General features: G+C 72.8%; 23 protein-coding genes. 20 read left to right on the forward strand and 3 right to left on the reverse strand.

The features are described from left to right. Positions 1-105: 105 nt before the first annotated feature. From miaB to dapF, 3 genes are read left to right on the forward strand one after another with little or no spacing between them, the layout of a single operon-like run. The gene (miaB, locus tag ACYVHQ_RS01770) at positions 106-1,659 is read left to right on the forward strand and encodes a tRNA (N6-isopentenyl adenosine(37)-C2)-methylthiotransferase MiaB (RefSeq protein WP_460510365.1); all 1,554 of its coding nucleotides are present in this window, start codon (positions 106-108) and stop codon (positions 1,657-1,659) included. Beyond that, complete coding sequence (miaA, locus tag ACYVHQ_RS01775) at positions 1,656-2,573, forward strand: tRNA (adenosine(37)-N6)-dimethylallyltransferase MiaA (protein WP_460511209.1); 918 nt, start codon at positions 1,656-1,658, stop codon at positions 2,571-2,573. Before miaB ends, miaA begins: the two co-directional genes overlap by 4 nt. After that, positions 2,570-3,448 (forward strand): diaminopimelate epimerase, encoded by an 879-nt coding sequence (dapF, locus tag ACYVHQ_RS01780; protein ID WP_460510368.1) that lies wholly within the window; start codon positions 2,570-2,572, stop codon positions 3,446-3,448. The genes miaA and dapF overlap by 4 nt, the downstream gene beginning before the upstream one ends. A 38-nt stretch (positions 3,449-3,486) precedes the next feature. On the opposite strand, the gene ACYVHQ_RS01785 is transcribed toward dapF, so the two are convergent. Beyond that, entirely contained in the window at positions 3,487-4,095 is a 609-nt protein-coding gene (locus ACYVHQ_RS01785; protein ID WP_460510370.1) for a class I SAM-dependent methyltransferase, read from the reverse strand. A 44-nt stretch (positions 4,096-4,139) separates the two neighbouring features. On the opposite strand from ACYVHQ_RS01785, the gene hflX reads away from it, so the two are divergent. Then, positions 4,140-5,696 carry a GTPase HflX gene (gene hflX / locus ACYVHQ_RS01790; protein WP_460510372.1) on the forward strand — a complete coding sequence of 519 codons (1,557 nt, stop codon included), beginning with the start codon at positions 4,140-4,142 and terminating at the stop codon, positions 5,694-5,696. Between the two features lie 76 nt (positions 5,697-5,772). On the opposite strand, the gene lexA is transcribed toward hflX, so the two are convergent. After that, entirely contained in the window at positions 5,773-6,459 is a 687-nt protein-coding gene (lexA, locus tag ACYVHQ_RS01795) for a transcriptional repressor LexA (protein WP_460510374.1), read from the reverse strand. A gap of 243 nt (positions 6,460-6,702) precedes the next feature. Here lexA and ACYVHQ_RS01800 point away from each other — a divergent pair, with 243 nt between their 5' ends. The 6 genes from ACYVHQ_RS01800 to ACYVHQ_RS01825 all read left to right on the forward strand — a co-directional run bounded on the left by ACYVHQ_RS01800 (position 6,703) and on the right by ACYVHQ_RS01825 (position 11,226). Next, on the forward strand, positions 6,703-7,122 hold the full coding sequence (locus ACYVHQ_RS01800; RefSeq protein ID WP_460510376.1) for a LysM peptidoglycan-binding domain-containing protein: 420 nt from the start codon (positions 6,703-6,705) through the stop codon (positions 7,120-7,122). A 40-nt stretch (positions 7,123-7,162) separates the two neighbouring features. Next, positions 7,163-8,248, forward strand: coding sequence for a histidinol-phosphate transaminase (locus tag ACYVHQ_RS01805; protein ID WP_460510378.1), 1,086 nt, complete (start codon positions 7,163-7,165; stop codon positions 8,246-8,248). Positions 8,249-8,300: 52 nt separating this feature from the next. Further along, positions 8,301-8,918, forward strand: a complete 618-nt coding sequence (gene hisB / locus ACYVHQ_RS01810; RefSeq protein ID WP_460510380.1) for an imidazoleglycerol-phosphate dehydratase HisB — start codon at positions 8,301-8,303, stop codon at positions 8,916-8,918. Beyond that, positions 8,915-9,568 carry an imidazole glycerol phosphate synthase subunit HisH gene (hisH, locus tag ACYVHQ_RS01815; protein WP_460510382.1) on the forward strand — a complete coding sequence of 218 codons (654 nt, stop codon included), beginning with the start codon at positions 8,915-8,917 and terminating at the stop codon, positions 9,566-9,568. Before hisB ends, hisH begins: the two co-directional genes overlap by 4 nt. Before the next feature lie 67 nt (positions 9,569-9,635). Beyond that, a complete protein-coding gene (priA, locus tag ACYVHQ_RS01820; RefSeq protein WP_460510384.1) occupies positions 9,636-10,382 on the forward strand; it encodes a bifunctional 1-(5-phosphoribosyl)-5-((5-phosphoribosylamino)methylideneamino)imidazole-4-carboxamide isomerase/phosphoribosylanthranilate isomerase PriA in 747 nt (248 codons plus the stop codon). Position 10,383: 1 nt separating this feature from the next. After that, positions 10,384-11,226 carry an SseB family protein gene (locus ACYVHQ_RS01825; RefSeq protein ID WP_460510386.1) on the forward strand — a complete coding sequence of 281 codons (843 nt, stop codon included), beginning with the start codon at positions 10,384-10,386 and terminating at the stop codon, positions 11,224-11,226. A 141-nt stretch (positions 11,227-11,367) separates the two neighbouring features. Here ACYVHQ_RS01825 and ACYVHQ_RS01830 read toward each other — a convergent pair whose 3' ends face one another. Beyond that, complete coding sequence (locus ACYVHQ_RS01830) at positions 11,368-11,733, reverse strand: DUF1844 domain-containing protein (RefSeq protein ID WP_460510388.1); 366 nt, start codon at positions 11,731-11,733, stop codon at positions 11,368-11,370. Between the two features lie 267 nt (positions 11,734-12,000). On the opposite strand from ACYVHQ_RS01830, the gene infC reads away from it, so the two are divergent. From infC to pheT, 10 genes are all read left to right on the forward strand, one after another. After that, positions 12,001-12,609, forward strand: coding sequence for a translation initiation factor IF-3 (infC, locus tag ACYVHQ_RS01835; RefSeq protein WP_460511210.1), 609 nt, complete (start codon positions 12,001-12,003; stop codon positions 12,607-12,609). Positions 12,610-12,631: 22 nt separating this feature from the next. Continuing rightward, the gene (rpmI, locus tag ACYVHQ_RS01840) at positions 12,632-12,826 is read left to right on the forward strand and encodes a 50S ribosomal protein L35 (RefSeq protein ID WP_460510390.1); all 195 of its coding nucleotides are present in this window, start codon (positions 12,632-12,634) and stop codon (positions 12,824-12,826) included. A gap of 32 nt (positions 12,827-12,858) precedes the next feature. After that, a complete protein-coding gene (rplT, locus tag ACYVHQ_RS01845) occupies positions 12,859-13,251 on the forward strand; it encodes a 50S ribosomal protein L20 (protein ID WP_460510392.1) in 393 nt (130 codons plus the stop codon). An 82-nt stretch (positions 13,252-13,333) separates the two neighbouring features. Then, entirely contained in the window at positions 13,334-14,158 is an 825-nt protein-coding gene (locus ACYVHQ_RS01850; protein WP_460510394.1) for a TrmH family RNA methyltransferase, read from the forward strand. A gap of 105 nt (positions 14,159-14,263) precedes the next feature. Beyond that, positions 14,264-15,001, forward strand: coding sequence for an amino acid ABC transporter ATP-binding protein (locus ACYVHQ_RS01855; RefSeq protein WP_460510396.1), 738 nt, complete (start codon positions 14,264-14,266; stop codon positions 14,999-15,001). A gap of 74 nt (positions 15,002-15,075) precedes the next feature. Continuing rightward, a complete protein-coding gene (locus ACYVHQ_RS01860) occupies positions 15,076-15,939 on the forward strand; it encodes a glutamate ABC transporter substrate-binding protein (RefSeq protein WP_460510398.1) in 864 nt (287 codons plus the stop codon). Between the two features lie 91 nt (positions 15,940-16,030). Then, on the forward strand, positions 16,031-16,705 hold the full coding sequence (locus ACYVHQ_RS01865; RefSeq protein ID WP_460510400.1) for an amino acid ABC transporter permease: 675 nt from the start codon (positions 16,031-16,033) through the stop codon (positions 16,703-16,705). Next, a complete protein-coding gene (locus ACYVHQ_RS01870; RefSeq protein WP_460510402.1) occupies positions 16,702-17,652 on the forward strand; it encodes an amino acid ABC transporter permease in 951 nt (316 codons plus the stop codon). The genes ACYVHQ_RS01865 and ACYVHQ_RS01870 overlap by 4 nt, the downstream gene beginning before the upstream one ends. Positions 17,653-17,713: 61 nt before the next feature. Further along, positions 17,714-18,754, forward strand: a complete 1,041-nt coding sequence (pheS, locus tag ACYVHQ_RS01875) for a phenylalanine--tRNA ligase subunit alpha (protein WP_460510404.1) — start codon at positions 17,714-17,716, stop codon at positions 18,752-18,754. Further along, a complete protein-coding gene (pheT, locus tag ACYVHQ_RS01880; RefSeq protein WP_460510406.1) occupies positions 18,754-21,246 on the forward strand; it encodes a phenylalanine--tRNA ligase subunit beta in 2,493 nt (830 codons plus the stop codon). The genes pheS and pheT overlap by 1 nt, the downstream gene beginning before the upstream one ends. The last annotated feature ends 47 nt before the right edge of the window (positions 21,247-21,293 follow it).

The raw sequence follows: 21,293 nt of genomic DNA on the forward strand, positions 1-21,293 counted from the left end.
CCGTGCCCTGGGCTCGCGGCTGATCGCCCCCGCCCCGGCGCGTCCGTCCGGCCGCTGCCCGCCGGCCTCCAGGGCCGGTGGGCAGCGGTCGTAGACTCGGGTCCCATGACGACGGTCACGCCCACGCCGCTCACCGACCCGATCACGGCCCCGGGCGGTCCGGGCGCGGCCTCCCTCCGCACGTACGAGGTGCGCACCTTCGGCTGTCAGATGAACGTGCACGACTCCGAGCGGCTCAGCGGCTCGCTCGAGGCGGCCGGCTACCGTCCTGCGGACGGCGTCGACCCCGACGTCGTCGTCATCAACACCTGCGCGGTGCGCGAGAACGCCGACAACAAGCTCTACGGGACGCTGGGGCAGCTCGCCGGGGTGAAGCGGCGGCACGAGGGCATGCAGATCGCCGTGGGCGGCTGCCTCGCCCAGAAGGACCGCGCGACCATCCTGGAACGCGCCCCCTGGGTCGACGTGGTCTTCGGCACGCACAACACGGGTGCGCTCCCCGCGCTCCTCGAGCGGTCGCGGCACAACGACGAGGCCCAGGTCGAGATCCTCGAGTCGCTCGACGTGTTCCCGTCCACGCTGCCCACCAAGCGGGAGTCGACCCACAGCGGCTGGGTCTCGATCTCGGTCGGCTGCAACAACACGTGCACGTTCTGCATCGTGCCGAGCCTCCGGGGCAAGGAGAAGGACCGCCGCCCGGGCGACGTCCTCGCCGAGATCGAGGCCCTCGTCGCCGACGGCGTGGTCGAGGTCACCCTCCTGGGACAGAACGTCAACTCCTACGGCGTCGAGTTCGGCGACCGCCTCGCCTTCGGCAAGCTGCTCCGTGCTGCCGGCGCGGTCCCCGGGCTCGAGCGCGTGCGCTTCACGAGCCCGCACCCCGCCGCCTTCACCGACGACGTCATCGAGGCGATGGCCGAGACCCCCGCGGTGATGCCGCAGCTCCACATGCCGCTCCAGTCCGGGTCCGACCGCGTGCTGCGCGCCATGCGGCGCAGCTACAGGGGCGCGCGGTTCCTCGGGATCCTCGACCGCGTCCGGGCCGCGATCCCGCACGCGGCGATCAGCACCGACATCATCGTCGGCTTCCCGGGGGAGACGGAGGAGGACTTCGCCGACACGCTCCGCGTCGTCGAGCGGGCGCGGTTCGCCTCGGCGTTCACCTTCCAGTACTCGATCCGACCGGGCACGCCGGCCGCGACGCTGCCCGACCAGCTGCCCAAGGAGGTCGTGCAGGAGCGCTACGAGCGGCTCGTCGCCCTCCAGGACGCGATCAGCGCGGACGAGAACCAGCGACAGGTCGGGCGCCGCGTCGCGGTGCTCGTCGGCTCGGGCGAGGGCCGGAAGGACGCGAGCAGGCACCGTCTGTCCGGGCGGGCGGAGGACGGCCGCCTCGTGCACGTGGAGGTGCCCGCGGGGGCGCAGGAGCCACGTCCCGGTGACATCGTGGGCGTGGACGTCACCGGTGCCGCGACCTTCTACCTCGTGGCCGACGCGAGCCCGGGGTCGGCGTGGGAGCTCCGGCGCACCCCCTCCGGCGACGCCTGGGACCGTGCTCAGGCCGCCTCGTGCGGCGTCCCGGCAGCGCCGTCGTCGGGGGGACCGGCGAGGGTCTCGCTGGGCCTGCCGTCGCTGCGCGTCGCGGACGGGCAGCGCTGACGGTGCTGGCCGTCGTCGTCGGAGCGACCGGCACCGGCAAGTCCCGTTTCTCGCTCGACCTCGCGGAGGGCCTGGCGGCGCGTGGTCGGGCCGCCGAGATCGTCAACGCCGACGCCATGCAGCTCTACCGGGGCATGGACGTCGGCACCGCGAAGCTGTCGCCGGCCGAGCGCCGGGGCGTCCCGCACCACCTGCTCGACGTGCTCGACGTCGTCGACGAGGCGAGCGTGGAGCGCTACCAGCGCGAGGCGCGCGCCGTCGTCGAGGCCGTGCTCGCTCGAGGAGCGGTGCCGGTGCTCGTCGGGGGATCGGGCCTCTACGTGTCGAGCGTGCTCTGGGACTTCCGCTTCCCGGGCACCGACCCCGAGGTGCGGGCGCACTACGAGTCCCTCCTCGACGAGCGCGGCCCCGGGCGGCTGCACGCCCTCCTGCGCGAGCGGGACCCGGCCGCGGCGACGGCCATCGGCGCGACGAACGGCCGGCGCCTCGCCCGCGCCCTCGAGGTGGTCGACATCACGGGGCAGCCCTTCTCGGTGGGGCTCCCCGCCGCGCCCACGCCGTGGCGCGAGGCCGCCGTGCACGGGTTGCGGGTCGAGCGCTCCGAGCTCGTCGAGCGCCTGGACCGTCGGGTCGAGGCGATGTGGCGCGACGGACTCGTGGACGAGGTGCGCGACCTCCTGCCCCGGGGGCTCGAGCGCGGCGCCACCGCGTCGCGGGCCATCGGGTACGCGCAGGCCGCCCGTCAGCTGCGGGGCGAGCTGGGCGAGGCCGAGGCGATCGCCGAGACGGCCGCCCTCACCCGCCGCTACGCCCGCCGCCAGGTGAGCTGGTTCCGCCGCTACGACGACGTCGACTGGTCCGGTCCCGGTGATCAGGAGGCCGTGCAGCGGGCCGTCGATAGACTCGCCGGGTGACGACGACGCTGCACTTCACCAAGGGCCAGGGCACGGGCAACGACTTCGTGCTCTTCACCGATCCCGAGGCGGAGTTCCCCCTCGATCCCGACCTGGTGCGTGCCCTCGCCGACAGGAGGTTCGGCATCGGTGGCGACGGCGTCATCCGCGCCGCGCGCTCGGGAGCGCTCCTCGACCGCACCGCGGCGGCGGCGGCGGAGCAGGGCGTCGAGTGGTTCATGGACTACCACAACGCCGACGGCAGCGTGGCCGAGATGTGCGGCAACGGGGTCCGCGTCTTCGTCCGCTACCTGCTCGAGCGCGGCCTCGTGGTGCTCGACGAGGGCGAGGCGCTGAGCATCGGCACGCGGGCCGGCGTCCGCACGGTGACCCGCGTGCGCGGCGGCTTCGAGGTCGACCTCGGTGCCTGGCACCTCGAGCGCGACGAGCCGGAGGTCCGCGCCCGGGAGCTGCACGCGGCCCGCCCCGGCCTCGCGCTCTCGGTCGGCAACCCGCACGTCGTCGTGGCCCTGGCGGGCGAGGCCGAGCTCGCGGCGCTCGACCTCTCGGTGCCGCCCGTCGTCGAGCCCGCCCCCGCCGGCGGCACCAACGTCGAGTTCGTCGTTCCCGCGGACCCGCTGGTCGTGGACGGCACCGGGGTCCTCCGCATGCGGGTGCACGAGCGCGGCAGCGGCGAGACCCTCTCCTGCGGCACGGGCGCGGCCGCGGCGGCCCTCGCGGTGCGCCACTGGGCCGGTACGGGGGCGCCCGACGCCTGGACGGTCAGCGTCCCCGGCGGGGTCCTCGGCGTCCGCGTCGTGGCCGCTGCCGACGGTGAGCACGTGCTGCTCAGCGGGCCTGCCGAGCTGGTCTTCTCGGGCGAGGTCGCGGTCTGACCCACCCCGTGGCCGCTGTCGAGCCTCCTGCGCGGAGGTCAGCGCCGGTGCGCCCGGATGACGCGGTAGTTCTTGTCCGTCGAGCTGCGCGAGGCCTCGAGGGCGTCGCCGAGCTCCTCGCCGATCCAGCGCTGCAGCGAGTCGGCACCGAGGTGCTTCTGCACGACGAGCCAGCCGTCCGCGCCGGTCTCGAGCCGGGGCAGCCAGTGCGAGACGATCGCGTGGAGCTCGGGCTTGCCCACGCGGATCGGCGGGTTCGACCAGAGGGTCGCGAAGCGCAGGTCGTCGGGAACATCCTCGGGCCTGGCGGCGTTGACGTTCTCGAGGCCGAGGCTCCGGGCGTTCTCGCGCACGAGGTCGAGCACCCGCTCGTTCACGTCGACGGCCCACACGGTCGCGTCGGGCGACGACAGGGCGAGGGTCAGTGCGATCGGACCCCAGCCGCAGCCGACGTCGAGCAGGTGGCCGGAGGCGGGGGGAGCGGGGACGCGCGACAGCAGCACGCTCGTGCCCGGGTCGACCCGGTCGGGGCTGAACACTCCCGCGGCGGTCGTCACGGGCACCGTGCGTCCCGCGAGCGTCACCGTGATGCTGCGACGGCGGAGCGGGCTCTCCGGCTCCGGAGAGAAATAGTGCTCACTGGTCACGACCTCGAACCTACCGGAACGCCGAAAGGACTACGATCACCACGATGACCGACACCCCCACGACCCCGTTCGACGACGAGCGGCACCCCGGCACCGACGACGTGGTCGAGCGCGTCCTCGAGCGGGCGGCGTCGCGGGCCTCCGGCTACACCCTCTTCTCGCCCGCCCAGGCCATCCAGACCCGGTCCCTCGACCGTTCGGGCGAGGGATCCTCCGACGGCGACCAGTTCGACCGCGAGGACCGCGCGGCCCTCCGCCGGGTCGCCGGGCTCTCGACCGAGCTCGAGGACGTCACCGAGGTCGAGTACCGACAGCTCCGCCTCGAGAACGTCGTCCTCATCGGCGTCTACTCCCAGGGCTCGCTCGCCGACGCCGAGAACAGCCTGCGCGAGCTCGCCGCCCTCGCCGAGACTGCGGGCGCCGCGGTCCTCGACGGCCTCCTGCAGCGGCGGCCCAACCCCGATCCCAGCACCTACCTCGGCAAGGGCAAGGCGGAGGAGCTCCGCGGCACGGTCGCAGCGCTCGGCGCCGACACCGTGATCGCCGACACCGAGCTGGCGCCCTCCCAGCGGCGTGCCCTGGAGGACGTGGTGAAGGTCAAGGTCATCGACCGCACGGCCGTGATCCTCGACATCTTCAGCCAGCACGCCAAGAGCCGCGAGGGCAAGGCCCAGGTCGAGCTGGCGCAGCTCGAGTACCTCCTCCCGCGCCTGCGCGGCTGGGGCGAGTCGATGTCGCGCCAGGCCGGTGGGCAGGTCGGCGGCGCGGGGGCCGGCATGGGCAGCCGCGGCCCGGGTGAGACCAAGATCGAGCTCGACCGTCGTCGCATCCACACCCGCATGGCCAGGCTCCGTCGCCAGATCAAGGAGATGAAGCCGGCGCGCGACGCCAAGCGCGCGAACCGCGACCGCAACGCCGTGCCCTCGGTGGCGATCGCGGGCTACACCAACGCGGGCAAGTCGAGCCTGCTCAACCGGCTCACGCAGGCGGGGGTGCTCGTCGAGAACGCGCTCTTCGCGACCCTCGACGCGACGGTGCGCAAGAGCTCGACGCCCGACGGGCGCCCGTTCACCTACTCCGACACCGTCGGCTTCGTGCGCAACCTGCCGCACCAGCTCGTGGAGGCGTTCCGGTCGACGCTCGAAGAGGTGCAGGGCAGCGACGTCATCGTCCACGTGGTCGACGGCTCGCACCCCGACCCGGCCGCCCAGCTGGCGACCGTGCGCGACGTCATCGGCGAGGTCGACGGGCGCGACATCCCCGAGATCGTGGTCTTCAACAAGAGCGACCTCGTCGACGACGACCAGCGCGTGGTGCTGCACGGGCTCGTGCCGACGGCGGTCTTCGTCTCGGCGCGCACCGGCGAGGGCATCGACGAGCTGCGCTCCCGCATCGCGGCGCTGCTCCCCGAGCCCGAGGTCGAGCTCGACCTGCTGGTCCCGTTCGACCGTGGCGACGTGGTGTCGCACCTGCACGAGTCGGGGCGCGTCCTCACGACGGACTACGTCGAGTCGGGCACGCACGTGCGGGTCCGCGTGTACCCGAGCGACGTCTCGTCGTTGCAGGAGTTCGCGACCGAGGCGGTCGCCGGCCGGGCCTGACCCCCGGCACGACGACGGAGCGCCCGTCCCCTGGTGGGGGACGGGCGCTCCGTCGTGCAGGGCAGGAGGCGCGGGCTCAGACGCTGCGCAGGACCGCCACGACCTTGCCCACGATCTGGGCGTGGTCGCCGAGGATGGGCTCGAACGCGCTGTTGCGGGGCAGCAGCCACGTGTGGCCGTCACGCTGCCGGAAGACCTTGACCGTCGCCTCGTCGTCGAGCATGGCGGCGACGATGTCGCCGTTCTCGGCGCTCTGCTGCTGGCGCACGACGACCCAGTCGCCGTCGCAGATGGCGGCGTCGACCATGGAGTCCCCGACGACGCGGAGCATGAAGAGGTCTCCCTTGCCGACGAGCTGGCGCGGCAGCGGCATGACGTCCTCGACCTGCTGTTCGGCCGTGATGGGCACGCCGGCGGCGATGCGGCCGACCATCGGCACGTGGGCCGTGTCGCCGTCGTCGCTCGTGGCGAGGATCGAGGCCACGGGGGCCACGGGGGAGTCCTCGTGGGCGAGGACCTCCATCGCTCGGGGCCGGTTGGGGTCGCGGCGGAGGCGACCGGCGAGCTCGAGCTGGTTGAGCTGGTGCGTGACGCTCGAGAGGGAGCGCAGGCCGACGGCGTCGCCGATCTCGCGCATGCTCGGCGGGTAGCCCCGGCCGGCGATGCTCTCCTGGATGGCCTCGAGGATCGACTCCTGCTTCGGCGTCAGCGGCTTGCGGGCGCTGCCCGCCGGGGCCTCGGTCGTGCGCTGCGCGTCGCTCATGGCTCTCCTGCCGTCGATGTCGGTGGTCGATGGTGCACTGGTGCCACCGATCGAAACCGTATCCGATGCACCACTGGTCCCGGGACACCTGTTCGAGTGTGTCGCGAGATCCGCGGGTAGCGGGACCAGATCGGGGTTGCCAGCACGGGTGTTCGAAGGTATGTTCGGAACACGTCTTCGCGTTCGGCACCCCCGGCCGAGTGCCGAACGCGGAGCACGGACCGCCCCTGAGAGAGGAACACCATGAGCGCCATCGCAGCAGCCCCCGTCGGCACCCGCCGTGCCGTCTCCGTCGTCTCCACCTCCGCCGCGTCCCCCGTCGACGGGTCGACCGGGGCGCGCACGGTGGTCGCGAGCCACCTGCGCCTCACGCGCCGTGGGCGCGGCGTCCTCGCCGCCCTCGCCGCGGTGCCGCTCCTGGCCGGCGTCGCGCTCGGCGTCCTCGACGGCGGCGGTGCCGTCGCCTCCGACACGCCCGCGTCGACCGAGTTCGCGACCGTCACGGTCCAGGGCGGCGACACGCTCTGGCAGCTGGCCGCCGACCTGGCCCCGAACGCGGACCCTCGTGAGGTCATCGCCGACATCGTCTCGCTCAACGCCCTGAGCAGCCCTGCGGTCCACCCTGGGCAGCAGCTCGCCGTTCCGACGCAGTACGCGGGCTGAGGCCGTCGTCAGCGCGCCGGGTCGGTCCTAGGCTGGGTCGGTGCCCTTCAGCCTCGACGACCTGCCCCTCCGCGACGACCTGCGCGGCCTGACCCCCTACGGCGCGCCCCAGCCGCGCGTGCCCGTCGCGCTGAACGTCAACGAGAACACGCACCCCATCCCCGAGGGGGTCGCCCGTGACATCGTCGAGTCCATGGCGGCGGCCGTGCTGCAGGTCAACCGCTACCCCGACCGGGAGTTCACGGTCCTGCGCGAGTCCCTGGCGCGGTACCTCGGCCACGGCTTGACCAGTGCGAACATCTGGGCGGCGAACGGGTCCAACGAGGTCATCCAGCAGCTGCTCCAGGCCTTCGGGGGACCAGGCCGGACCGTGCTCGGCTTCCCGCCCACCTACTCGATGCACTCGATCATCGCGTCGGGCACGGGCACGACCTGGGTCGAGGGCGTCCGCGACGCCGACTACGAGATCTCGCCGACCACCGCCGTGGCCGAGATCGAGCGCACGCGCCCGGACCTGGTCTTCCTCTGCGGGCCGAACAACCCGACGGGCACGCCGCTCGACCTCGACACCGTCCGCGCCGCCTACGACGCCACGGACGGCATCGTGTTCGTGGACGAGGCCTACGCCGAGTTCATGCCCACCGGGCAGCCCACCGCGCTCACCCTCCTCGAGGGACGCGAGCGCCTGGTCGTCAGTCGCACCATGAGCAAGGCCTTCGCCTTCGCCGGGGCGCGCGTCGGCTACCTCGCCGCCCACCCGGCCGTCGCCGACGCGCTGCGCCTCGTCCGGCTGCCCTACCACCTGTCCTCCCTCACCCAGGCGGCCGCCGTCGCGGCCCTCGCGCACGCCGACGAGATGCTCGCCATGGTCGACGACATCAAGGGGCAGCGCGACCGCATCGTGGCGGAGCTCACGGCGCTCGGCTACCGGCCGTGGCGCACCTGGTCCAACTTCGTCCTCTTCGGCGGCGTCGACGATCCCCGAGCGGTCTTCGAGGGGCTGCTCGAGCGCGGGGTCATCGTGCGCGACCTGGGCATCCCCGGGCACCTCCGGGTGAGCGCCGGCACGGAGGCCGAGACCACGACGTTCCTCGACGCCCTGCGCGAGGTGACCGGGCGACGCTGACGGGCCTCCTGCACCCGTCGGGCGCGGCACCGTGAGGCGTTAGGCTCGTCGGGTGACCGACCAGCAGCCCGCGTCCCGTCGTGCGTCCGTCCGACGCTCGACGAGCGAGTCCACCATCGCGCTCTCCGTCGACCTCGACGGCACCGGCACGTCGACCGTGTCGTCGTCGGTGCCGTTCTTCGACCACCTGCTCACCGCGCTGTCGAAGCACTCGCTCATCGACCTCGACGTGCAGGCGACGGGCGACACCCACATCGACGTCCACCACACGGTGGAGGACATCGGCATCGCCCTGGGCGGGGCCCTGCGCGAGGCGCTCGGCGACAAGTCCGGCATCTCGCGCTACGGCGACGCCCTCGTGCCGCTCGACGAGGCGCTGGTGGAGGCCGTCGTCGACGTCTCGGGTCGCCCCTACCTGGTCCACACGGGCGAGCCGGAGGGCTTCGCCCTGCACCTCATCGGCGGCCACTTCACCGGGTCCATGGTCAGGCACGTCTTCGAGGCCATCGCCTACAACGCGGGCCTGACCGTGCACGTCCGCGTCCTCTCGGGTCGCGACCCGCACCACATCGCCGAGGCCGAGTTCAAGGCGTTCGCCCGTGCGCTCCGCAAGGCGGTCGAGCCCGACCCGCGCGTGACGGGCGTGCCGTCCACGAAGGGCGCGCTGTGACCGCCGTCCCGCAGGGCGGCGCCCGGCCCGATGTCGTCGTCCTCGACTACGGCAGCGGCAACGTGCACTCGGCCGTCAAGGCGCTCGAGGCGGCCGGTGCCGACGTCGAGCTCACGCGCGACCGGCAACGGGTCGCCGAGGCGGACGGGCTCTTCGTGCCCGGGGTCGGGGCGTTCTCGGCCGTCATGGCCCAGCTCGAGTCCATCCGCGGCGGCGAGCTCATCGAGCGCCGCCTCGCCGGCGGGCGCCCCGTCATGGGCATCTGCGTGGGCATGCAGGTCCTCTTCGAGGGCGGCGTCGAGCGCGGCGACCGCACCGGTGGCCTGGGCGAGTGGCCGGGCGTCGTGGACGAGCTCAAGGCCGACGTGCTGCCCCATATGGGCTGGAACACCGTCGACGCCCCCGGCGACAGCGTCCTCTTCGACGGCGTCCGCGACGAGCGCTTCTACTTCGTGCACTCCTACGCCGCCCAGGACTGGTCCCTCGACGTGATCCCGCCGTTCCCGCGGCCCCGCGTCACGTGGGCCGACCACGGCGGCCGGTTCGTGGCCGCCGTCGAGAACGGCCCGCTCTGGGCCACGCAGTTCCACCCCGAGAAGTCGGGCGAGCCGGGCATCCGGCTCCTCTCGAACTGGCTCGGCACCCTCTGACCCCGTACCCCGCACCCCGCACCCCGCGGGGTGCAGCAGCACAGGCGCGCCGCGCCGGAGAGACACCATGAGCGAGTTCACCGAGACCCCCCGACTGACGCTGTTCCCGGCGGTCGACGTCGCCGACGGCAAGGCCGTCCGCCTCACGCAGGGCGAGGCCGGCACCGAGACGAACTACGGCGACCCCGTCGACGCCGCCGAGGACTGGGTCCGGCAGGGCGCCGAGTGGCTGCACCTCGTCGACCTCGACGCCGCTTTCGGTCGGGGCGACAACCGCGCGGTGCTGCGCCGGGTGATCAAGCAGGTCAAGGGCGTGAACGTCGAGCTCTCGGGCGGCATCCGCGACGACCGGTCGCTCGACGAAGCGCTGTCGACGGGCGTCAAGCGCATCAACCTCGGCACGGCGGCCCTCGAGAACCCGGAGTGGGCCGCCCACGTCATCGCGCAGTACGGCGAGGCGATCGCCGTGGGGCTCGACGTGCGCGGCACCACGCTCGCGGCTCGCGGCTGGACGAAGGAGGGCGGCGATCTCTGGACCGTCCTCGAGCGCCTGGAGGACGCCGGCTGTGCCCGCTACGTCGTCACCGACGTCACGAAGGACGGCACGCTGAAGGGCCCGAACATCGAGCTGCTCCGCCAGGTGCTCGACCGCACGCACCGCCCCGTCATCGCGTCCGGCGGCGTCTCGAGCCTCGACGACCTCGTCGCGCTGCGCGAGCTCGTCCCGCTCGGCCTCGAGGGCGCCATCGTCGGCAAGGCCCTCTACGCCGGGGCGTTCACGCTGCCGGCGGCGCTCGACGTCGCCGCGGGCTGACGTGGGGGAGCGCGGCCCCGACGACCACGAGCCCCGCGACCACGGCCCGGGAGGGCGCGCGCCGACCAGTGCGTCGTCGCCGGGTGCACCCGGTGCCGACAGCGCCGGGCGCCCCTGGGCGGGCCGGACGTTCCAGCACCACGACACGGCCTTCGCCGGTGACGACGGGAGCGCCGATCCGCGCCTCCTGGACGCCCTGCAGCGCTTCGCCGCCGACGCGGCGGGGGCGCACGAGGTCGTCGACGCCCTGCGCCCGGCTCGACTGCTGGTCCCGCTCGTCGCGGTGGCGGGCGACGAGGGGCTGAACGAGCACGGCGTGCGCGTCGACAAGACGCAGGAGCTGTCGATCGTCACGGTCGCCGGGCCCGACGGGCGGGACGTGCTGCCCGCCTTCACCTCGGTCGCGGCCCTGCAGGCGTGGCGTCAGGAGGCGCGTCCGGTCCCGGTCGAGGCCCGTCGCGTCGCCCTCGCGGCCGCGGCGGAGGGCACGGAGCTGATGGTCCTCGATCCCGGCAGCCCGACGGAGTTCGGCCTCCGCCGGCCCGCCGTCTGGGCGGTGGCGCAGGACCACCCGTGGCTGCCGAGCCACCAGGACGGGTCCGTGCTCGAGGCGTTCCTCGAGGGCGTCGCGGGGGAGCCCGCGGTCGCGGGCGTCGTCCTGGCTCCCGGCACGCCGGGCGCACGGTTGGACGGTCCCGAGCTGGTCGTCCGGCTGGCCCTGCGTCCCGGGCTCGACCGTGCGGCCCTCACGGCCCTGCTCGCCCGGCTGCAGGCCGCCTGGTCGGCGCACGCCGTGGTCGCGGAACGGGTCGACAGCCTGGCCGTGCGGGTCGTCCCCGCCTGACGCCTGACGCCTGAGACCTGGTGCCCGGCGCCCGAGGCCCGACGCCCGGCATCGCTCGGCGACGGCCGGGGGCTCGCGGAGCCCGCCGCCCGGCAGGGGGCCGGGCGGCGCGGGCCCCGAGCCGGGCGGCGCGGGCCCCGCTCAGCTCACGGGGCCGGTGAGCTTCTCGCCGGGGCCCTGACCGATCGGGTCGGGGAAGGTCGAGGCCTCCCGGAAGGCCAGCTGCAGCGATCGGAGGCCGTCACGGAGCGCGCGGGCGTGCTGGTTGCCGATCTCGGGCGCGCTGGCCGTGACGAGTCCGGCGAGCGACGTGATGAGCTTGCGCGCCTCGTCGAGGTCGGTCTGCGCGTCGGGGTCGTCCGCGAGCCCGACCTTGACGGCCGCGGCGCTCATGAGGTGCACGGCGACGGTGTTGATGACCTCGACGGCGTTGACGTCCGCGATGTCGCGCGCGGCGCCCGTCGTCGGGTCCGCCTCGCCGTGCGTGTCGTGGGGGGTGTGTTCCATGTGATCCTCTGCTATCGTCTTGGAGGCCCGGGGCATCTGTCCCGGTGCGAAAGTGGAGTCCCTCCCACCCGCGTCGACCGTTGTACGAGGTTACCGGGTCGTTGCACCCCGCCGGTCCGACCGTGCGGCCCCTTCCGAGGGCGTCGTCGACAGGATCGGTAGCCAGGGTGTCGTGCGTCGTCGTCCGCGACCCGTGCGTGAGCCTCCTCTTTCTCCGATGCCCTGCCAGGTGCACCGGATGACGAAGACACGACAGAGGAGCTCCGCATCAGCGATCCCCGTACGAACGACCGCATCCGCGTCCCCGAGGTCCGCCTCGTCGGCCCCGGAGGTGAGCAGGTCGGCGTCGTCCCCATCGCCATGGCCCTGCGCCTGGCCCAGGAGGCCGAGCTCGATCTCGTCGAGGTGGCCCCGAACTCGAAGCCGCCCGTGGCCAAGATCATGGACTACGGCAAGTTCAAGTACGAGACCGCTCAGAAGGCGAAAGAGGCGCGTCGCAACCAGGCGAACACCATCCTCAAGGAGGTGCGCTTCCGCCTGAAGATCGACAAGCACGACTACGAGACCAAGCGCAAGCGCGCCGAGGGCTTCCTCCAGGGCGGCGACAAGGTCAAGGCCATGATCCTGTTCCGGGGCCGCGAGCAGTCGCGTCCCGACCAGGGCGTGCGCCTCCTGCAGCGCTTCGCGGAGGACGTCGCCGAGTTCGGCAGCGTCGAGTCCACCCCGACCATCGACGGCCGCAACATGGTCATGGTCATCGGGCCGCACAAGAACAAGTCCGAGGCCAAGGCCGAGGCGGAGGCCCGCAAGGTCGCCGCCAAGGGGCCCAAGCACCCCACGTCCGACGAGGTCGCGGCCGACGCACCGGCCGAGTGACCCAGAGAGAGAACGAGAACAGATGCCCAAGCAGAAGACGCACTCCGGTGCCAAGAAGCGCTTCAAGGTGACCGGTACCGGCAAGCTGATGAAGCAGCAGGCCGGCATGCGCCACAACCTCGAGGTCAAGTCGGCCAAGCGCAAGGCCCGCCTGAACCAGGACCAGGTGCTCGCCCCCGCCGACGCCAAGGTCGCCAAGAAGCTGCTCGGTCGCTGAGACCGACGACACGAACGTAGAGGAACAACACCATGGCAAGAGTCAAGAGGGCGGTCAACGCCGCCAAGAAGCGTCGCGTCGTCCTGGAGCGGGCCGAGGGCTACCGCGGTCAGCGTTCGCGCCTGTACCGCAAGGCGAAGGAGCAGGTCACCCACTCCCTCGTCTACTCGTACCGTGACCGCCGCGCCAAGAAGGGCGAGTTCCGTCGCCTCTGGATCCAGCGCATCAACGCCGCGTCGCGTGCGAACGGCCTGACCTACAACCGCCTCGTCCAGGGCCTCGGCCTGGCCGGCGTCGAGGTCGACCGTCGCATCCTCGCCGACCTCGCGGTCAACGAGCCCGCCACCTTCGCCTCGCTCGTCGCGACGGCCAAGGCCGCGCTGCCCGCCGACACCTCGGCCCCCAAGGCCGACGCCGCCGCGTAGCACGCACCGCACCACCGCCCTCCGGGGCACGAGGGCCCGCACGTCGCACGACGTGCGGGCCCTTCTCGTGCACACTGGTCGGATGCCCGAACTCCTCGAGAACCCCCGTTCCCCCCGCGTCAAGGCGATCGCGAGGCTCGCGAGGCGCGACGCGCGCACCGAGACCGGCACGTTCCTCCTGGAGGGGCCGCAGGCCGTCGCCGAGGCGCTCCGCTGGCGGCCCGAGCTCGTCCTGGAGCTGTTCGTCACGCCGACCGCCCTCGAGCGCTACGCGGGCCTGGCCGCCGCGATCGACGAGGCCGACGTCGACGTCGAGTACGCCTCCGAGGCCGTCGTCGGCGCGATGGCCGACACCGTCACGCCCCAGGGGGTCGTCGCCGTCTGCCGACAGTTCCCCACGGCCGTGAAGGACGTCTTCACGCCGCGCGACGGAGCACCGGCGCCTCGGTTGATCGCGATCCTCGAAGAGGTGCGCGACCCGGGGAACGCGGGCACGATCATCCGTGCCGCCGACGCAGCCGGCGCCGACGCGGTCGTCATCACGGGTCGCAGCGTGGACCTCTACAACCCGAAGGTGGTGCGCTCCACCACCGGTTCGCTGTTCCACCTGCCCGTGGCCGTCGGCGTCGAGCTGCCCGCCGCGCTCGAGCGTTGCCGGGAGGCCGACCTGCAGGTCCTGGCCGCCGACGTCAAGGGCCGCGCCCTGCCCGAGGTGCGCGACGAGGGCACGCTGACGCGCCCCACCGCCTGGCTCTTCGGCAACGAGGCCCGGGGCCTCACCGACGACGACCTGGCCCGTGTCGACGACGTCGTGGTGGTGCCCATCTACGGGCAGGCCGAGTCGATGAACCTCGCCACGGCGGCCTCCGTGTGCCTGTACGAGAGCGCGTTCGCCCAGCGGTCCTGATCCGGGCAGGAGGCGCGCGACCGGGGGAGCGCACCAGTCGTTTCGGTTCTGTTACGAACGGCCTGGGAGTTTGACCGGAACCTGCCTTTCTGTTTGTGTGGCGACATGGAGCCCCTCGTCGTCGTCGACCGCGTCAACAAGCACTTCGGCGACCTGCACGTCCTCCGCGACGTGTCCACGACCGTCGCGCGCGGCGAGGTCGTCGTCGTCATCGGGCCGAGCGGCTCCGGCAAGTCGACGCTGTGCCGGGCCATCAACCGCCTCGAGACCATCGACGACGGCGTCGTGACCATCGACGGCACGCCGTTGCCGGAGGAGGGCAAGGCCCTGGCCGCCCTCCGCGCCGACGTCGGCATGGTGTTCCAGAACTTCAACCTCTTCGCCCACAAGACGGTGCTCGAGAACGTGACCCTGGGGCAGATCAAGGTCCGCGGTCGTTCCAAGGTCGAGGCCGAGAAGCGCGCGATGGAGCTGCTCGAGCGCGTCGGGGTGGCGAACCAGGCGGCGAAGATGCCCTCGCAGCTCTCGGGTGGCCAGCAGCAGCGCGTGGCGATCGCCCGGGCCCTCGCCATGGACCCGAAGGTCATGCTCCTCGACGAGCCCACGAGCGCGCTCGACCCCGAGATGATCACCGAGGTGCTCGACGTCATGGTCCAGCTCGCGAAGGACGGCATGACGATGATCGTGGTCACGCACGAGATGGGCTTCGCGCGCAAGGCCGCCGACCGGGTCGTGTTCATGGCCGACGGCGAGATCGTCGAAGAGGCGACGCCGGAGCAGTTCTTCACGGCGCCGTCCTCGGACCGCGCCCGGGACTTCCTCTCCAAGATCCTCACCCACTGACCCCCGTGCGGCGCCGGCCGCACGTCGTCCCGCTGGCCGTCCGGTCGGTGGACCCCCTTCACAAGGAGAACGAGATGCGACTCAGCAGACGCCTCACCGCAGCCGCCGCAGCCGCCGTCGTCGTGGTGGGCCTCTCGGCCTGCAGCGACTCGCAGGCACCGTCCGTCGAGGTCGAGGAGCCGGCCGAGTTCCCCGCCGGCAGCACCATGGCGGAGCTGGCCGACGCGGGCACCATCACCATCGGCACGAAGTTCGACCAGCCGCTCTTCGGCCTGGTGAACCCCGACGGCCAGCCCGAGGGCTTCGACGCCGAGATGGGCAAGCTCATCGCCGCGAAGCTCGGCATCGCGCCGGAGGACATCGACTGGGTCGAGACCGTGTCGGCCAACCGCGAGCCCTTCATCGAGAACGGCCAGGTCGACCTCGTCGTCGCGACGTACACCATCAACGACGCGCGCAAGGAGGTCATCTCGTTCGCCGGGCCCTACTACCAGGCCGGTCAGGACCTCCTGGTGCTCGCGGGCAACCCCGACGGCATCGAGGGCCCGGAGGACCTCGCCGACAAGGCGGTCTGCACGGTGAGCGGCTCCACGAGCGAGAAGAACGTCCAGGAGTACACCTCGGACATCATCGCGACCGACACCTACTCGAACTGCCTCGAGCCGCTCCGCACGGGTGCGGTCCAGGCCGTCACGACCGACAACGTCATCCTGGCCGGCCTCGCCGACCAGAACGAGGGCGACTTCGAGGTCGTCAACGCCCCCTTCACCGAGGAGCCCTACGGCATCGGCCTCGCGAAGGACGACACCGAGTTCCGCGACTTCATCAACGACACCCTCGAGGAGTCCTACGAGGACGGCACCTGGGCCGAGCTCTGGGAGAAGACCGCGGGCACCGTCCTGCCGACGCCGGAGCCCCCGGCGGTCGACCGCTACTGACGCACGCGGCAGGAGGCGCGGGTCACGACGACCCGCGCCTCCTGCCCGTCCTGCCCCGGCACCCCGGTGCCGCCCGTGACCTGGAGACCCGATGAACCCCGTCGACCTCATCCCCGGCCTCGACGCCGTCGCCGACAACTGGCCCCGGTTCCTCGACGGGTTCCTCACCACGCTGCGCCTGTTGCTGGTGTCGGGCCTCGGCGCGGTCGTCGTGGGCGTCGTGGTGGCGGCGATGCGCATCTCGCCGGTCGCCTCGTTCCGCGGCTTCGCGACCGTCTACACCGAGGCCCTGCGCAACGTGCCGCTGACGATCGTGCTGTTCGGCTGCGCCTACGTGCTGCCCTACCTGCAGGTGCCCCTGGACTACTTCACGCTGGCCTGCATCGGCCTCACCGCCTACACGTCGCCGTTCGTCGCCGAGGCCGTCCGCTCCGGCGTCAACGGCGTGCCCGTCGGGCAGGCGGAGGCCGCCCGGAGCATCGGCCTCGGGTTCGGCCAGACGCTGACGTCCGTCGTGCTGCCGCAGGCACTGCGCATGGTCGTGCCGCCCTTGATCAACGTCTTCATCGCGCTCACGAAGAACACCTCCGTGGCCGGCGCCTTCTTCGTGTCCGAGCTCTTCGCGGCGGGTCGGTACATCGCCAACGACCGCGGTGACGCGGTGGTCACGACGCTCCTGGCCGTCGCCGTGGCCTACCTCCTCGTGACCGTCAGCCTCGGGCAGATCGCGGCCCGCATCGAGAAGAAGGTCGCAGTCCTCCGATGACCACGTCCGTCCTGTACGACGCCCCCGGTCCCCGCGCACGTCGGCTCTCGCGCGTCATCTCGGTCGTCGGCGTCCTGCTGCTGCTCGCAGGCCTCTCCTGGCTCGCCTGGGCCCTCGGCAAGCCGCGCCTCAACGCCAACGGTGCCGAGACGCCCGGCATGTTCGACGCGAGCCGGTGGGACATCGTCGGCGACCTGGCGCTCTGGCGGGCCATCGGTCGCGGCTGGCTGGCCACCGTGCAGGCCGCCGGAGTGGCCGCGGTCGGAGCGCTCGTCGTCGGCGTGCTGTTCTCGTTCGGGCGCACGGCTCGCAGCAGGGTCGTCCGCGTCCCCGTGGCCTTCGTGCTCGAGTTCTTCCGCGGCATGCCCGTGCTGCTGATGATGCTGTTCATCCTGCTGGTCTTCGCGACGGGCGCCTTCTGGGCCGTCGTCGCGGCGCTCATCGTCTACAACGGCGCGCTCATCGGCGAGATCCTGCGGGCCGGCATCGCCTCGCTGCCCAAGGGCCAGCGCGAGGCGGGCCTGGCGCTGGGCCTGCGACCGGTGCAGACGCGGTTCCTCGTCGAGTTCCCGCAGGCCTTCCGTCAGATGCTGCCGATCATCCTGGCGCAGCTGGTCGTGCTCCTGAAGGACACCTCCCTGGGCTACATCGTCGGGTACGTCGAGCTCACGCGCTCGGGGCTGAACCGGCTGGGGTCCTACTACGGCAACACGTACCAGTTCACGCTCTGGATCGTCGTGCTCGTCGTCTACCTCGCGACGAACCTCCTGCTGTCGTGGGTCGTGCGCATCGTCGACCGGCGCACGGGGCGTCGCGCCGTCGTGCCGCGCCGTCGTCGCGGGCAGGGCCGGGGCGCAGGAGGCACGGGCACGGACCAGGGGACGCGCGTCGAGGCGACCGGCCTCGCCGTCGGCCTGCCCTCCTCCACGGGCGAGAGCCGGCAGTGATCGTCCACGGTTCCCCCGCCGGCGCGCGGGGCACCGTCGGACCTCGGTAAGCTCTGTGCTCGTGCCAGACACCGTCCCGATCACCGAAGAGGCCGTCGCCTCGGCGGTCGACGCCGCCCTCGCGGCGATCGCCACCGCCGCGTCCGTCGCCGAGCTGAAGGCCGCACGCGCGCGCCACGTCGGCGAAGCCTCCGTGCTCGCCCGCATGAACGCCGGTCTCCGCGACCTGCCGTCCGACCAGAAGGCGGGCGCGGGCAAGCTCATGGGCGCGGCACGGGGCCGCGTGGCGAAGGCCGTCACCGATCGCGAGGCCGTGCTCGCCGAGCTCGAGGAGGCCGCGCGGCTCGAGGCCGAGGCGGTCGACGTCACGGCCCTGCCGACCCGTCGCCGTGCGGGCTCGCGGCACCCGTTGACCCTGCTGCAAGAGACGATGGTCGACCACTTCACGGCGATGGGCTGGGAGCTCAGCGAGGGTCCCGAGCTCGAGCACGAGTGGTTCAACTTCGACGCCCTCAACTTCGACGCCGACCACCCCGCGCGCGCCATGCAGGACACCTTCTTCGTCGACCCGGTCGACCAGCACCTGGTGCTCCGCACGCACACCTCGCCCGTGCAGATCCGCACCCTGCTCGAGAAGCCCCTGCCGGTCTACAACGTGGCCGTCGGCCGGGTGTACCGCACCGACGAGCTCGATGCGACGCACACCCCAGTCTTCACGCAGATCGAGGGCATCGCCATCGACCGTGGCCTCACCATGGCGCACCTGCGCGGCACGCTCGAGCACCTCGCGCGGTCGATGTTCGGCGCCGAGGCGCAGATCCGCCTGCGGCCCAACTACTTCCCGTTCACCGAGCCCAGCGCCGAGATGGACGTCTGGCAGCCGCACGCCAAGGGCGGCGCGCGGTGGGTCGAGTGGGGCGGGTGCGGCATGGTCAACCCGAACGTCCTCCGGGCGGCGGGCATCGATCCCGACCAGTACCAGGGCTTCGCCTTCGGCATGGGGATCGAGCGGACCCTCCAGTTCCGCAACGACCTCGACGACATGCGCGACATGGTCGAGGGCGACGTCCGGTTCGGCGAGCAGTTCGGCATGGTGGTCTGATGCGCATCCCCCTCTCCTGGTTGGCCGAGCACGTCGACCTGCCCGACGACGTCTCCCTCGAGCACGTGCACGCGGCGCTCGTCTCCGTCGGCTTCGAAGAAGAGGCCGTGCACGCGGGCGAGGTCACGGGCCCGCTCGTGGTCGGCCAGGTCCTCGAGCTCGTGCCCGAGCCGCAGAAGAACGGCAAGACGATCAACTGGTGCCAGGTCGCGGTCGGTCCCGACGACGTCCGGGGCATCGTCTGCGGCGCGCACAACTTCGTCGTCGGCGACAAGGTCGTCGTGTCGCTCCCCGGCGCGGTGCTGCCCGGCCCGTTCCCCATCTCGGCGCGCAAGACCTACGGCCACGTCAGCGACGGCATGATCGCCTCGTCCCGTGAGCTGGGCCTCGGCGACGAGCACGACGGCATCCTGCTGCTCTCGTCGCTCGGGCTCGACCCCGAGGTCGGCACCGACGCGGTGGCCCTGCTGGGCCTCGACGAGTCCGCGGTCGAGATCAACGTCACGCCCGACCGCGGCTACGCCTTCAGCATCCGCGGCGTGGCCCGCGAGTACTCGCACGCCACCGGTGCGAGCTTCCGCGACCCGGCACTGGCCGTCGATCCGCGCGACGGATCCGGCTTCGACGTCGTCCTCGCCGACGAGGCCCCCGTGCGCGGCCGTCCCGGCGTGACCACGTTCGTCACGCGCGTCGTGCGGGGCATCGACCCGACGCGCCCGACGCCGGCCTGGATGCGCAGCAGGCTGCGGCTCGCGGGCGTCCGCAGCATCTCCCTGCCGGTCGACATCACGAACTACGTCATGTTCGAGCTCGGGCAGCCCATCCACGGTTACGACCTCGGTGCGCTCAGCGGTGGGCTGTCGGTCCGCCGCGCGGCACCGGGGGAGCGCCTCGAGACGCTCGACGGCCAGGTCCGCGACCTGCACCCCGAAGACCTGGTCATCGCCGACGAGTCGGGGGCCATCGGGCTCGCCGGCGTCATGGGCGGCCTCACGACCGAGATCGGCGAGGCCACGTCCGACGTGCTCGTCGAGGCCGCGACCTTCGACCCCGTGTCGGTCGCTCGCACGGCCCGTCGGCACAAGCTGCCCTCCGAGGCGTCCAAGCGCTTCGAGCGCGGCGTCGACCCCGCGGTGTCCCGCGTGGCCGCTCAGCGCGTCGTCGACCTCCTCGTGGAGCTCGCCGGGGGCACCGCCGACGACCTCGGCTCGGTCCTCGACGAGGCCCCTGCGCCGTCCGCGGTGACGCTGCCGCGCGGACGCACCGCTGCGCTCATGGGCGTCGACTACACCGACGACGAGATCGTCTCGACGCTCGAGACCGTGGGCGCGACCGTCGAGGCGGTCGCCGATGGCTGGTCGGTGACCCCGCCCAGCTGGCGTCCGGACCTCGTGCACTCCGCCGACCTCGTCGAAGAGGTGGCGCGGGTGACCGGGTACGACCGGATCCCCTCCGTGCTCCCGGTCGCGCCTCCCGGTCGCGGCCTCACGCGCGAGCAGGTGCTGGCGCGCAGGGTCGCCACGGCCCTCGCCGGTGCCGGGCTCGACGAGGTCGCGGCGTACCCGTTCCTCACGGCCGCGCAGCAGGCCGCCTTCGGCAGTGCCGACGGCAGCGCCGTCACGGGCGTCCGGCTCGCCAACCCGCTCGACTCGGCCGCGGCCGAGCTCCGCCGGTCCCTGCTGCCCGGGCTGCTCGACGTCGCGCGGCGCAACCTGTCCCGCGGGCTCGTCGACCTGGCCCTCTTCGAGTCGGGGCGGGTCTTCCTGCCCGAGGCCGACCGTTCCTACGGCACCGCGGAGGTGCCGCAGGGGGCGGCCGTGCCCGACGCCGACGTGCTCGCCGAGCTGCACGCGAGCCTGCCCCCGCAGCCGCGCCACCTGGGCGTCCTCGCCCTCGGTGCCTCCATCGATCGCCAGCCCGGTCAGCCCGAGGTGGCCGCGTCGCTCGTCGACGTGCTCGACGCGGTGCGCGTCGCCGCCCACGCCGTCGCCGCCGAGGTCGAGTTCCGCCAGGGGCACCACGTGTCGCTGCACCCTGGCCGCACCGCCGAGATCGTCGTCGCGGGCGAGGTCGTCGGCCACGCCGGAGAGCTGCTGCCCGCCCTGGCCGACGAGCTCGACCTGCCGCGCGTCGTCGCCCTCGCCGAGCTCGACCTGGACCGGCTGCTCGAGCTCGCCCGTCGCGAGCCCAGCCCGGCGCCGATCTCGACCTACCCCGCCGCCACGCAAGACCTCAGTCTCGTCGTGGCCGAGGGCGTGGCCGCAGGGGACGTCCTGGCCGCCGTGCGCGAGGGCGCGGGCGAGCTGCTCGAGGCCGTCCGCCTCGTCGACGACTACCGCGGCGAGGGGCTCGAGGCCGGCACCAAGAGCCTCACGTTCGCCCTGCGCTTCCGCGCCGACGACCGTACGCTGACGGCGGCCGAGGCCACCGGGGCGAAGCAGGGCGCGGTCCGGCTGGCGGGCGAGCGATCGGGGGCGACGCTCCGCGACTAGACCTCGCCCGGCGTCGCCGCCCCGATCCTCGACCGACCTCGAACACT

The organism is Frigoribacterium salinisoli, assembly GCF_054781095.1.